This window comes from Pseudomonas putida (assembly GCF_025905425.1).
Lineage (GTDB): Bacteria > Pseudomonadota > Gammaproteobacteria > Pseudomonadales > Pseudomonadaceae > Aquipseudomonas > Aquipseudomonas putida_AF.
This window is the reverse complement of the sequence record NZ_CP109603.1, coordinates 5,869,815-5,882,199: the sequence shown is the minus strand read 5'-3', so window position 1 is coordinate 5,882,199 and position 12,385 is coordinate 5,869,815. Positions and strand designations below refer to the sequence as shown.

Annotated in this window: 13 protein-coding genes; 3 read left to right on the top strand and 10 right to left on the bottom strand. The window is 63.1% G+C overall.

The features are described 5' to 3' along the window. Positions 1 to 7: 7 nt before the first annotated feature. From hfq to OGV19_RS26430, 6 genes are all read right to left on the bottom strand, one after another. Positions 8 to 268 (bottom strand): RNA chaperone Hfq, encoded by a 261-nt coding sequence (hfq, locus tag OGV19_RS26455; protein ID WP_003258160.1) that lies wholly within the window; start codon positions 266 to 268, stop codon positions 8 to 10. Between the two features lie 94 nt (positions 269 to 362). Beyond that, positions 363 to 1,334, bottom strand: a complete 972-nt coding sequence (gene miaA, locus OGV19_RS26450; RefSeq protein WP_264311359.1) for a tRNA (adenosine(37)-N6)-dimethylallyltransferase MiaA — start codon at positions 1,332 to 1,334, stop codon at positions 363 to 365. 1 nt (position 1,335) lies between these two features. After that, on the bottom strand, positions 1,336 to 3,234 hold the full coding sequence (mutL, locus tag OGV19_RS26445) for a DNA mismatch repair endonuclease MutL (protein ID WP_264311358.1): 1,899 nt from the start codon (positions 3,232 to 3,234) through the stop codon (positions 1,336 to 1,338). Continuing rightward, the gene (locus tag OGV19_RS26440; RefSeq protein ID WP_264311357.1) at positions 3,231 to 4,664 is read right to left on the bottom strand and encodes an N-acetylmuramoyl-L-alanine amidase; all 1,434 of its coding nucleotides are present in this window, start codon (positions 4,662 to 4,664) and stop codon (positions 3,231 to 3,233) included. The genes mutL and OGV19_RS26440 overlap by 4 nt, the downstream gene beginning before the upstream one ends. Before the next feature lie 20 nt (positions 4,665 to 4,684). Continuing rightward, positions 4,685 to 5,149, bottom strand: coding sequence for a tRNA (adenosine(37)-N6)-threonylcarbamoyltransferase complex ATPase subunit type 1 TsaE (gene tsaE / locus OGV19_RS26435; RefSeq protein ID WP_099430583.1), 465 nt, complete (start codon positions 5,147 to 5,149; stop codon positions 4,685 to 4,687). Next, complete coding sequence (locus tag OGV19_RS26430; RefSeq protein ID WP_264311356.1) at positions 5,137 to 5,997, bottom strand: NAD(P)H-hydrate dehydratase; 861 nt, start codon at positions 5,995 to 5,997, stop codon at positions 5,137 to 5,139. Before OGV19_RS26430 ends, tsaE begins: the two co-directional genes overlap by 13 nt. Before the next feature lie 64 nt (positions 5,998 to 6,061). On the opposite strand from OGV19_RS26430, the gene queG reads away from it, so the two are divergent. Next, positions 6,062 to 7,126 (top strand): tRNA epoxyqueuosine(34) reductase QueG, encoded by a 1,065-nt coding sequence (gene queG, locus OGV19_RS26425; RefSeq protein ID WP_264311355.1) that lies wholly within the window; start codon positions 6,062 to 6,064, stop codon positions 7,124 to 7,126. A 254-nt stretch (positions 7,127 to 7,380) separates the two neighbouring features. On the opposite strand, the gene OGV19_RS26420 is transcribed toward queG, so the two are convergent. Both OGV19_RS26420 and orn read right to left on the bottom strand, forming a co-directional pair. Continuing rightward, the gene (locus OGV19_RS26420; protein ID WP_027592524.1) at positions 7,381 to 7,992 is read right to left on the bottom strand and encodes a trimeric intracellular cation channel family protein; all 612 of its coding nucleotides are present in this window, start codon (positions 7,990 to 7,992) and stop codon (positions 7,381 to 7,383) included. Between the two features lie 91 nt (positions 7,993 to 8,083). Continuing rightward, the gene (orn, locus tag OGV19_RS26415; RefSeq protein WP_264311354.1) at positions 8,084 to 8,626 is read right to left on the bottom strand and encodes an oligoribonuclease; all 543 of its coding nucleotides are present in this window, start codon (positions 8,624 to 8,626) and stop codon (positions 8,084 to 8,086) included. A gap of 141 nt (positions 8,627 to 8,767) precedes the next feature. Between orn and rsgA the strand changes: the two genes are divergently transcribed. Then, positions 8,768 to 9,799, top strand: coding sequence for a small ribosomal subunit biogenesis GTPase RsgA (rsgA, locus tag OGV19_RS26410; protein ID WP_264311353.1), 1,032 nt, complete (start codon positions 8,768 to 8,770; stop codon positions 9,797 to 9,799). 122 nt (positions 9,800 to 9,921) lie between these two features. After that, positions 9,922 to 10,401 (top strand): molecular chaperone Tir, encoded by a 480-nt coding sequence (locus tag OGV19_RS26405; protein WP_264311352.1) that lies wholly within the window; start codon positions 9,922 to 9,924, stop codon positions 10,399 to 10,401. Positions 10,402 to 10,432: 31 nt separating this feature from the next. On the opposite strand, the gene motB is transcribed toward OGV19_RS26405, so the two are convergent. Beyond that, positions 10,433 to 11,458: a flagellar motor protein MotB gene (gene motB / locus OGV19_RS26400; protein ID WP_264311351.1), complete on the bottom strand. Its 1,026-nt coding sequence runs from the start codon at positions 11,456 to 11,458 to the stop codon at positions 10,433 to 10,435. Between the two features lie 3 nt (positions 11,459 to 11,461). After that, complete coding sequence (gene motA / locus OGV19_RS26395) at positions 11,462 to 12,313, bottom strand: flagellar motor stator protein MotA (protein WP_264311350.1); 852 nt, start codon at positions 12,311 to 12,313, stop codon at positions 11,462 to 11,464. Positions 12,314 to 12,385: the final 72 nt, after the last annotated feature.

Sequence of the window (12,385 nt, the reverse complement as noted above, 5' to 3'; positions counted from 1 at the left end):
GCTCCTATCAGGCGTTGCCTGGCTCGCTATCACCGTGTTCGGAATCGGACGGGCTTGGCAGGCGAACCGGACGCGCAGGAACCACGGTCGAAATGGCGTGCTTGTACACCATCTGGCTGACGGTGTTCTTCAGCAGCACAACGAACTGGTCAAAGGATTCGATCGAGCCCTGCAGCTTGATCCCGTTAACCAGGTAGATGGAAACCGGAACCTTTTCTTTTCTCAAAGTGTTCAAGTAAGGGTCTTGTAGCGAATGCCCTTTTGACATATGCCGCACTCCTGTAAGGATAAATAATAGAAAATCAAGAAAATCGATAAATTAGGCCGCCCCTTCGCAAGAATAGACGGCAATTAGCAGGGACTCAGCTCAATATGGAGACGCTTCCCAGGTATTTCAAGGTGCGGGACAGATTGTCGCAGGCCAGGCTATCGAGCCAGTGCACGTCGGACCAACCGCGCAACCAGGTGAACTGCCGCTTGGCCAGCTGGCGAGTGGCAATGATACCGCGTTCTTGCATCTCATTCTCACTTAGCTTGCCATCGAGGTAGTCCCAGACTTGCCTGTACCCCACTGCCCGTATAGACGGCAACCCGGCGTGCAAGTCACTTCTGGCTCGCAGCGATCGGACCTCGTCGATGAAGCCCTGTTCCAGCATCTGCGAAAATCGTAACGCAATTCGCTGATGCAAAATGTGACGATCTGTAGGAGCGATCGCCAAACTCGCGACAGTATAGGGCAAATGTCCGTCAGCGCCTGCGTCTGCGCCGCGACTTTCCGCGAATTGACGCTGGCGATGAGCCGTCATGCTTTCACCGCTCACCCGGTAAACCTCAAGCGCGCGGATCACCCGCTGCGGGTCATTCGGATGGATGCGCGCCGCCGACTCCGGGTCCACTTCAGCCAGCTGACGGTGCAGCTCGGCCAGGCCCAGCTCACGTGCCACAGCTTCCAGTTCGGCACGCACGGTGGCGTCTGCCGCCGGCATATCCGCCAGGCCATCGATCAAGGCCCTGTAATAAAGCATGGTTCCGCCGACCAGCAGCGGGATCTTGCCGCGTGCGGTGATTTCAGCCATAGCCTGCAAGGCATCGGTGCAAAAATGCGCCGCGGAGTAGCTTTCGGCCGGGTCGAGAATGTCGATCAGCCGGTGCGGGTGCGCTGCCAACAGTTCTTTGGAAGGCTTGGCGGTACCGATGTCCATGCCACGGTAGACCAGCGCCGAATCGACGCTGATCAGCTCACAGGGCAGGACCTTGGTCAGCTCGATGGCAAGGTCAGTCTTACCGGCCGCCGTCGGGCCCATCAGGAATATTGCTGGGGGCTTGCCGCTCATGTCATCGACCGCGCAGGAAAAGTTTGTCCAGGTCGTCCAGGCCCATCTGGGTCCAGGTCGGTCGGCCATGGTTGCACTGGCCGCTGCGCTCGGTGTTTTCCATATCGCGCAGCAGTGCGTTCATCTCGGGGATGGCCAGGCGCCGGTTGGCGCGCACGGCGCCGTGGCAGGCCATGGTGCCGAGCAGTTCGTTGAGGTGCGCCTGAATGCGGTCGCTGGTGCCGTATTCCATCAGGTCGGCGAGTACATCCTGCACCAGTCGGTTGGCCTCGGCCTGTTTGAGCAACGCCGGGATCTGCCGGATCGCCAGGGTCTCGGGGCCCAGGCGCTGCAGCTCGAAGCCCAGGCGCTGGAACCATTGCGCGTGCTCTTCGGCGCAGTCGGCTTCGCGCTGGCTCAAGGCTAGCGACTCAGGCACCAACAGCGGCTGACCGCTCAGGCCTTCGCTGGCCATGGCCACCTTGAGCCGCTCGTACATAATCCGCTCGTGCGCGGCATGCATGTCCACCAGCACCAGGCCGACAGCATTCTCGGCCAGAATATAGATGCCTTTGAGCTGAGCCAGGGCATAGCCCAGCGGCGGAATGTCACCCTGGCTTTCGGGCAGCGACGAGGGTGCACCGGCACCGTCGTTCAGCGGCTTGTAGAACTCGCGATAGACCGCCTGCGTCTCGGCTGCCAGCAACGGCTGGGACGCACGCGGGCTGTATTGGGACTGATAGCCCGAGCCACTGCCGCCATTGGAAATCGAAAACTGCGGTGCCCGAGGCTGTTCGAGCACCGGCGAGGCCAAGCGCATCTCACCCTGCGGGCCAAACTCACCGGCTTGCTGGCCACTGGGGCGGACGATTTCGGCAGCCGCGGCAGGCGCGGCCAACTGGTCCTCGGGGCGCACGTCGGCGAGGGCACGGTGCAAGGTGCCATAAAGGAAGTCGTGCACCGAACGCCCTTCGCGGAAGCGCACTTCGTGCTTGGTCGGGTGCACGTTGACGTCGACGCCGTTGGGCTCAAGTTCGAGGAACAGCACAAAAGTCGGATGCCGACCGTTGAACAGCACGTCCCGGTAGGCCTGGCGCACGGCGTGGGCGACCAGCTTGTCGCGCACCGCCCGGCCGTTGACGAAGAAGTACTGCAGGTCCGCCTGGCTGCGCGAGAAGGTTGGCAGACCCACCCAGCCCCACAGGCGCAGGCCGTTGCGCTCGACATCGATGGGCAGCGCCTGCTCCATGAAACCCGGGCCGCAGATGGCGCCAACCCGTCGCGCACGCGCGGTTTCATCATGGGCCTCATGCAGGCTGAGGACGCTCTTGCCGTTGTGGCGCAGGTGGAAGGCGACATCGAAGCGGGCCAGGGCCAGGCGACGGATGACTTCCTGCAGGTGATCGAATTCGGTCTTCTCGGCCTTGAGGAACTTGCGCCGAGCCGGGGTGTTGAAGAACAGGTCACGCACTTCGACCGAGGTCCCGACCGGGTGCGCGGCGGGTTGCACGCGCGGGGTCATGTCGCGGCCTTCGGTCTCGACCTGCCAGGCTTCGCTGCCATCGGCCGTGCGCGACGTCAGGGTCAGGCGCGCTACCGAACTGATCGAGGCCAGGGCCTCGCCCCGGAACCCCAAGCTCAGCACGCCTTCGAGGTCTTCCAGTTCGCGGATCTTGCTGGTGGCGTGACGGGCCAGGGCCAGCGGCAGGTCATCGGCGGAAATCCCGCCGCCATCGTCGCGCACCCGCAGCAACTTGACCCCGCCCTGCTCGACGTCGACGTCGATGCGCCGGGCACCGGAGTCGAGGCTGTTTTCCAGCAGCTCCTTGGCCACGGAAGCCGGGCGCTCGACCACCTCACCGGCGGCAATCTGGTTAGCCAGCCGCGGGCTGAGCAGCTGGATGCGCGAACCACCACTCATTGCTGTGAAGCCAGGGTGGTGGCCGGTACATCCAGACGCTGGCCGACTTTCAGCTCATCGGTCTTGAGGCTGTTGGTGCTGCGCAGGCTGGCCACGCTGACCTGATAGCGAACCGCAAGCATGGCCAGGGTTTCACCCGGGCGCACCGTGTGCTCACGTGGGCCGGCAGCGATCTTGCCGGTGTCGCGCAACCAGGCGATATACGTGCCTGGTGGTGGATTTTGCTGGAAGAACTGACGCACGCCGGTATGGATCGAACGAGCCAGGGCCTGCTGATGGCTGCGGGTGGCCAGTTTGGCTGCTTCGTTGGCGTTGGAGATAAACCCGGTTTCAACGAGGATCGACGGAATATCTGGCGACTTGAGCACCATGAAACCTGCTTGCTCCACACGCTGTTTGTGCAGGGAAGTGATGCGCCCCATGTTGCCCAGCACCTTCTGCCCCACATTAAGGCTGGAGCTGAGGGTGGCGGTCATCGACAGGTCGAGCAACACGCCAGCCAGCATGCGGTCCTTGTCGTCGAGGCTGACGTTGCCGGCGCCGCCGATCAGGTCGGAGCGGTTTTCCGTGTCGGCCAGCCAGCGCGCGGTCTCGGACGTCGCACCACGGTCGGACAGGGCAAATACCGAGGCACCAAAGGCGGCCTTGGACGGCGCGGCGTCGGCGTGGATCGAGACGAACAGGTCGGCGCCCTTCTTGCGGGCAATTTCGGTGCGTTTGCGCAACGGGATGAAGTAGTCACCGGTACGGGTCAGCTCGGCGCGAAAGCCCCTCTCGCTGTTGATCTGGCGCTGCAGTTCCTGGGCGATCTGCAACACGATGTCTTTTTCGTGCTGGCCGCGGGAGCCGGAGGCGCCCGGGTCTTCACCGCCGTGACCGGCGTCGATTGCGACCACGATGTCACGTTTGCCGCTAGGCACCGGTGGCAGCTTGATGGCCGGCTGGGCCGGGCTCACCGGCACCGCAGGCGTGGTCACCGGCGTTTGCACTGGGGTCGGGGGCGGAGGCGGCGTAGTGGCAGCGACGGCATCGGCTTCCTGGTCGTACAGGTCGACCACCAGACGGTTGCCGTATTGGGCGTTGGGTGCCAGGGTGAAACTCTTGGGCGTGACCGACTTTTTCAGGTCGACCACCACCCGCAGGTCGGTAGGCGTACGCTGGGCCGACCGTACACTGCTGATCGGCGTATTCGACGTGGCCACGTTCAACGGCGCGGCCAGGGTGGCGCCATTGATGTCGATAACCAGGCGATCCGGTGCGCTGAGGGTGAAGACGCTGTGCTGCACGGGGCCAGACAGGTCGAAGACCAGCCGCGTGTTGTCTGGCGCGCGCCACAGGCGCATGCTCTTGACTTGAGTGACGGCCAGAGCGTCAACGGTCACCGTTGTCAGCAGCAGCCCAACGATGGCGACCAGTGCGCGTATGCGCATACCTACCCCACTTACTGTTTTTAGTGTTTGCCCAGTGCCACGCACCAAGCCTCGCCGCGAGCCCCCTGCGGCGAAAGGTTCAGCGAGCGCCCGCTCGCTTGGGGGCTTATGGTAATGGTCAGGTCAGGCTTTGGCAAAACGCCCGCACCCTTTTGTGGCCACTCGAACAGGCACAGCGCATCGCCCTCGAAGTAGTCACGTATGCCCATGTACTCCAGCTCCTCCGGATCGACCAGGCGGTACAGGTCGAAATGGAAAGCGCGCACCTCACCAATCTCGTACGGTTCGACCACGGTGAAGGTCGGGCTCTTGACTGCACCAGTATGGCCCAAGCCACGGATCAGGCCACGCGAGAGCGTGGTCTTGCCCGCCCCCAGGTCACCTTCGAGAAAAATCACGCCATGACCGCCGGTCACTTCGGCAAGCCGCGCACCAAACGCGACCATGGCCGCTTCATCGGCCAGAAACAGGTTTAAGCCAGACACGCAGAATGCTCCTCCAACAACTCACGAATGACCGGCGCCAGATCACTGGCTGCCAGGCCTCTACCCTTGACGCCCAGGCGCTCGCCCGCACAGGCATGCAACCAGACCCCCAGACCTGCGGCATGCCAGGCTTCCAGCCCTTGAGCCAGCAGCGCCGCCAGCACACCGGTCAGGACGTCGCCAAGGCCCGCACCGGCCATTGCCGGATGACCACGATCACACCGCGCCAGCTGCCCGCTCGGGTCGGCCACCAGGGTACCGGCGCCCTTGAGCACGCAGACGCTGGCATAGCTGCGGGCCAGCTTGCGCGCAGCACCTGGGCGGTCTGCCTGCACGGCCTCGGTGGAAACCCCCAGCAAACGCGCCGCTTCCCCCGGGTGCGGGGTCAGGATGCTGCCACTGGGCAGGGCCAGGGGCGTGCGCGCCAGCAGGTTCAGGGCATCGGCATCCCAAACTTGCGGGCGCTCGGCGTTAGCCACTGCCGACAACAGGCTACGGCCCCACGCCGCCTGCCCCAGCCCTGGGCCGACCACCAGTACCGAGGCGCGCTCCAGCACGCCCATCAACTGATTGGCCGAACTCACGCCCAGGCACATGGTTTCCGGCAGGCGGGCCAGGCTCGCACCGACGTGTTCCGGCCGCGTCGCCACACTGACCAGCCCGGCGCCACAACGCAGCGCTGCTTCGGCGCTGAGCAGCACCGCGCCGCCGGTGCCGAGGTCGCCGCCGACCACCAGCACATGGCCGAAGTCACCTTTATGGGCATGCGCATGCCTTGCCGGCAGCTGCGCGACGGTCACGCTGCTGAGCAGTTGTGGGGCATGGGTGGTGTGTTTGGTCTGGGGCATGGGGTCAAAGGCTCCAATGTCTGGCAGAATTATACGCACCTGAGCCCGTATTGCCTGCCCATCCATGTCTGCTTGCACACTTGACCTCGCCGCCCTGGCCCAATCGATCAAGAATTGGGGCCAAGAACTCGGTTTTGCCCATGTCGGCATCGCCGGTGTGGACCTTGGCGAGCACGAAAAGCACCTGCAGCGCTGGCTCGACGCCGGCTACCAGGGCGAGATGGAATACCTGGCCGCTCACGACGGCAAACGCGCACACCCTGACCAGTTGATCCCCGGCACGGTACGGGTGGTCTCGCTGCGCATGGACTACTTGCCCGGCGACACGCAGATGGCGCAACGCCTGGCCCAGCCGGAAAAAGCCTACGTTTCACGCTATGCCTTGGGCCGCGACTACCACAAGCTGGTGCGCAAACGCGTGCAGCACCTGGCCGATCGCATCCAGGAAGACATTGGCCCATTCGGTTACCGGGCCTTCGTCGACAGCGCCCCGGTGCTGGAAAAGGCGATTGCCGAGCAGGCCGGGCTGGGTTGGATCGGCAAGAATACCCTGCTGCTCAACCGCAAGGCGGGTAGCTACTTTTTCCTTGCCGAGCTGTTCGTCGACCTGCCGTTGCCGGTGGACGAAGCCCATACCAGCGAGCATTGCGGGCGTTGCCAGGCATGCCTGGACATCTGCCCGACCCAAGCCTTTGTCGGGCCCTATGTGCTGGATGCCCGACGCTGCATTTCCTACCTGACCATCGAACTGAAGGGCGCGATTCCCGTCGAGTTGCGCTCGATGATGGGCAACCGGGTGTTTGGATGCGACGACTGCCAGATCGTATGCCCGTGGAACCGTTTTGCCCGGCCCACGCAGGAAAATGACTTCCAGCCGCGGCATGGATTGGAAAATGCCGAGCTGGCCGAGATGTTCTTGTGGGACGAGAAGACTTTCCTGCGCAAGACCGAGGGCGGGCCGTTGCGGCGTGCGGGTTATGAGCGCTGGTTGCGTAACCTGGCGGTGGGGTTGGGCAATGCGCCTTCGACGATTCCGGTGATCGAGGCCCTGAAGTCACGGCGCGAGGACGCCTCGGAGCTGGTGCGCGAGCATGTGGCGTGGGCGCTGGAGCGGCACGGGCAAGCATAGGTAGCGTTGAGTTCGCCGGGCGGTTTTCAGCGCCTGCGAGATCAAGCGCCGCCTGCGCGGCGCTTCGCGGGGCAAGCCCGCTCCCACATTTGTTTCGGGCCAGTTATTCCTGAGGCATTGACGCGCGGCCCCTTGGTGCCCGCCTCAATATCGTGTTGTACAAACCCGAAATAAATGTGGGAGCGGGCTTGCCCCGCGAAGCGCCGCGCAGGCGGCGCTCGATCTCATAGGCGCAAAAAGGCTTGGGCGAACACTCACTGCTGGTCGTTGTAGTGGAACTTGGGCATTTCCCAATGGAACCGAATCGCCAGCAACCGCAGCAGGAACCCACCAAACAAGGTCAGCAACATGGCTTGCTCCGCCGGCAGCTGGAAGTGCACACAGCCCAGATAGAACCATGCCGCCGCGAACGACACGCTGGCATACAGCTCGCGGCGGAACACCAGCGGGATGTCGTTACAGAAGATATCGCGCAAGATCCCACCAAATACACCGGTGATCACTCCGCTGATCGACGCCACCAGCATGCCCTGCCCCATTTCCAGCGCCGTCATGCAACCGATCAAGGTAAACGCCACCAACCCGAGGGCGTCGAGCACCAGGAACATCGAGCGCAGTCGGCGCATCATGGGCGCGATGAAAATCGTCAGCAGTGCCGCGCAACTGGTCAGCACCAGGTACTCCGGGTGTTTCACCCAGGTCAGCGGGTAGTGCCCAAGCAGCACATCGCGCACCGAGCCGCCACCCAGGGCGGTGACGCAGGCAATCAACACCACGCCGAACCAGTCCATGCCGCGCCGGCCAGCAGACAATGCGCCGGTCATGGCTTCAGCGGTGATGGCGATGAGGTAGAGCATCAACAACATGGTGCGAGTCCGTGCGAGAAAGGCGCGCAGTCTAACCAGTTGCCCAGGGCACCAAAAGAGGGCGCAGACACAATATCTGCGCCCTCCCGGTTCACACCTTGATGAAGTGCTCGCGGTAATGGCGCAGCTCGGCGATCGACTCACGGATATCGTCCAGCGCCAGGTGGGTCCCACCCTTCTTGAAACTGTCGCGCACATTCGGCGCCCAGCGTGCAGCCAGCTCCTTGAGGGTCGAGACGTCGAGGTTGCGGTAGTGGAAGTAGTTTTCCAGGTTACGCATGTGGCGATACAGGAAACGGCGGTCCTGGCAGATGCTGTTGCCACAGATGGGCGACTTGCCTTTCGGCACCCACTGTTCGAGGAAGGCAATGGTCTGCGCCTCGGCCTCAGCCATGCTGACCTTGCTCTCGCGCACACGCTGAGTCAGCCCAGAGCCCCCATGGGTACGGGTATTCCATTCGTCCATGCGCGCCAGCACTTCGTCACTGTGGTGAATAGCGATCACCGGGCCTTCGGCCAGGGTGTTCAGATCGCTGTCGGTGACAATCGTGGCCATCTCGATGATGACGTCGCTGTCCGGATCCAGGCCGGTCATTTCCAGGTCGATCCAGATCAGGTTCTGTGGGTTGTGCATGCAGGGGCTCCTCGTATAGGCCGTCATAGTAGCCTAGCGGGGGCGGCTGGCGCATGCGCGGCGCAAAGGTAAGCAGAATGGTCGGCCGCCCGGCATGCTAAACTGCCTGCCGTTTTCAATCTGTCTCAGCACGGAATCTTCATGGCCAAACGCCAGCTCAATCGTCGCCAGAACTGGCGTATCGAAAAAATCCAGAACGAGCGCGCCGCTCGCGCCGCCAAACGCGAGCAGCACACGCTGCAGGAGCTGGAAGGTGGCGACCTGGGGCCAGAGCAACTGGGCCTGGTGATCGCGCACTTTGGCGTGCAGGTCGAGGTCGAGGCCCAGGACGGCGATACAGCTGGGCAGGTCTTCCGCTGCCACCTGCGGGCCAACCTGCCTGCGCTGGTCACTGGCGACCGCGTGGTCTGGCGGGCGGGTAACCAGGGCATCGGCGTAATCGTCGCGCAGATGCCGCGCAGTACCGAGCTCTGCCGGCCCAACAACCACGGCCAGCTCAAGCCGGTGGCGGCCAACGTCGACCTGATCGTGATCGTCTTCGCGCCAGCGCCCGAACCCCATCCAAACCTGATCGACCGCTACCTGGTAGCCGCCGAGCATGCCGGCATCCGCCCGCTGCTGCTGCTGAACAAGGCTGACCTGATCAACGACGAGAACGGCCCGGCCCTGCATGCGCTGCTCGAAGTCTATCGCGACCTCGGCTACCCATTGCTGGAGGTCTCGGCCCACCAGGGTGATGGCATGCAACGCCTGCAGCAGATGCTGGACGGGCACATCAGCGTGTTCGTCGGCCAGTCAGGTGTGGGCAAGTCGTCCCTGGTCAACAGCCTGCTGCCGGCCGCCGACACCCGTGTCGGTGACCTTTCCGAATGGTCCGGCCAGGGCACGCACACCACCACCACCGCACGCCTGTACCACTTCCCCAACGGTGGCGACCTGATCGACTCGCCGGGTATTCGCGAATTCGGCCTGGGCCATGTCAGCCGTGATGACGTGGAAGGTGGTTTCATCGAGTTCCGCGACCTGTTCGGCACCTGCCGCTTCCGCGACTGCAAACATGACCGCGAGCCGGGCTGCGCGCTGCTCAAGGCGCTGGACGATGGCCGCATCAAGCAGCAGCGCATGAACAGCTACCGCTCGATCATCGCCAGCCTGCCGGAAGACAGCTACTAGGCCAGCTGACTTGTAGGAATTATTACCGGGGCACGTAGGATCGCTCCGGTTTTCCAGTCGTCTATTGCCCCTTCTTCTGCTTTCGCTGATGGTCATGGCTTCTATCAGAGAGGCCAACCGCCATGCCGGTTTTTATCAGCTACCGCCACGAAGAGCGGCTCGACGCGTTCATCCTCAATGAGCGCCTGCTGCTCGAAGGCATACCGACCCAACTGGTGCAGTTCGACAGCGATGGGCAGACCCGCGATGACCTCCATGGCAGTTTCTGCCAGCAGATGAGCGACGCGACTCACTGGGTCGGGGTATTGCCCGTCGGCGCCGCCGAAGACTGGTGGACCGCATGGCTGCTGGGGGCTGCGGCAATGGCCTGCCGCCGGGTGAGCTTCTATTGCAAAGGGCCAGAACCCCTACCGGAATGCCTGGGCAGGTGGCCGACCATGCGTGAGCGGGCGCATATCGACCTGTTCGTACGTGCTTATCACGACGAGCGCACGTTCGAACGGGCCATGCCACTGCCGCCTGGGCGAGGGCTGGGTGCCGACCGGGATAACGCCGATTTCTTTCATGCCGATCTCAAGGCCAAGATCCGCCGGGGGTTTTGAATGCAGGGGGCAGCGTTGCCGCCCCCATCAATCACTGCTCTTTGGCTTCGTCCATCTTCAGCGTCCCATCCTCGAAGATGTTCAGCTTCTGGCGCAGCTCTCGCGGCTGCATCGGCGCCTGCTCAGCCTCTGGCACCGCCGGGGCCGAAGCCCCCGGCGCGGTCTCGGCTGGAGGTGCAGGCGCGGCCGGTGGCGTTTCCGGCGCGGCCTGCTCACCCTCGATGTCACGCTGGGCCTTCTTGGTCAGCACGATGATGTCGATGCGCCGGTTGACCGGGTTCAGAGGGTCCTTGCGATCGAACAACGACGACGACGCGTAACCCACCACCCGGGCCACCTGCTCCTCCGGATAGCCACCGGTTACCAGCGCGCGCCGCGCCGCGTTGGCACGGTTGGCCGACAACTCCCAGTTGCCGAACTCACCGGTGCCGGCGAACGGCTTGGCATCGGTGTGGCCGCTGACGCTGATCTTGTTCGGCACCGCCTTGATGGTGTCTGCCATGGCCAGCAGGATGTCTTCGAAATACGGCTGCAGACGCGCGCTGCCGAGGTCGAACATTGGCCGGTTCTCGGCATCCATGATCTGGATACGCAAGCCGTCCTGGGTGATCTCGAACAGGATCTGGTCCTTGAACTTCTGCAACTGCGGGTTTTCTTCGACCTTGTTCTGCAGCTCCTGCAGCAACAGCTCAAGGCGCTCGCGCTCGACCTGCTCGGCCATGGTCTCGACCTGGTCCTTGTTCAGCTGAACCGTCGACTCCTGCGTCGGTTCGGTCCTCACCTCAGGGTTGATGGTCTTATCCGGCGCCATCTCAGGCGAGCCACCCAGGTCGATGACGTAGGGTGTGCCGCTCTCGGAAAACCCGATAGGGTCCTGGAAGTAGCCGGCAATGGCGATTTTCTGCTCAGGGGTGGCTGTGGATAACAGCCACAGCACCAGGAAAAACGCCATCATCGCCGTGGCGAAGTCGGCAAAGGCGATTTTCCAGGCGCCGCCATGGTGGCCGCCGCCGAAGCGCTTGACGCGCTTGATGATTATCGGCTGATTGTTCTCCATGACTCAGCGACCGCGAACCGCTTGTTCCAGCTCGGCAAAACTTGGGCGATGTTTCGGGTAGAGCACCTTGCGCCCGAATTCGACAGCCAGGGATGGCGGCATGCCGGAGGCCGACGCAACCAGCGAGGCTTTGATCGACTCGTACAGGTTGAGCTCTTCTTTGGCATCGTGCTCCAGGCACTTGGCCAAGGGGCCAAAGAAGCCATAGGCCGCCAAGATACCGAAGAAGGTACCGACCAGCGCCGCACCCACGTGCATGCCGATGGCCGCCTGGTCGCCGTCGCCGAGCGACGCCATGGTCACCACAATGCCGAGTACGGCCGCAACGATACCGAAGCCCGGCATGCCGTCGGCAATGCCGGTCACCGCATGGGAGGGGTGTTCGAGCTCTTCCTTCATGCTCAGCAGCTCCATGTCGAACAAGCCTTCGAGCTCGTGCGGTGCCATGTTGCCGGTGGACATGATGCGCAAGTAGTCGCAGACGTACGCGGTCATGCGCTCATCAGCCAGCACGGTGGGGTACTTGGCGAAGATCGGGCTGGCCGCGGCGTCCTCGATATCACTCTCGATGGCCATCATGCCTTCACGACGGCTCTTGTTGAGGATTTCGTACACCAGGCCCAGCACCTCCAGGTAGAAGGCATGGGTAAAGCGCGAGCCGAACATCTTCATCGACTTCTTGATGACGTGCATGGTCATGTGGCCAGGGTTGGCCTGCAGGAATGCACCGAAAGCCGCACCGCCGATGATCAGCACTTCGAACGGCTGGATCAGCGCCGCGATCTTGCCGTGGGAGAGCACGTATCCGCCGAGCACGCTCGCGAATACGACGATGATGCCGATAATTTTAGCCATAGGTTCAAAGCACTTGCTGTCGTGGTCAGGGTGAGAGACGGGAGCTTTAAAACTCTTCTTCTACTTATCGGC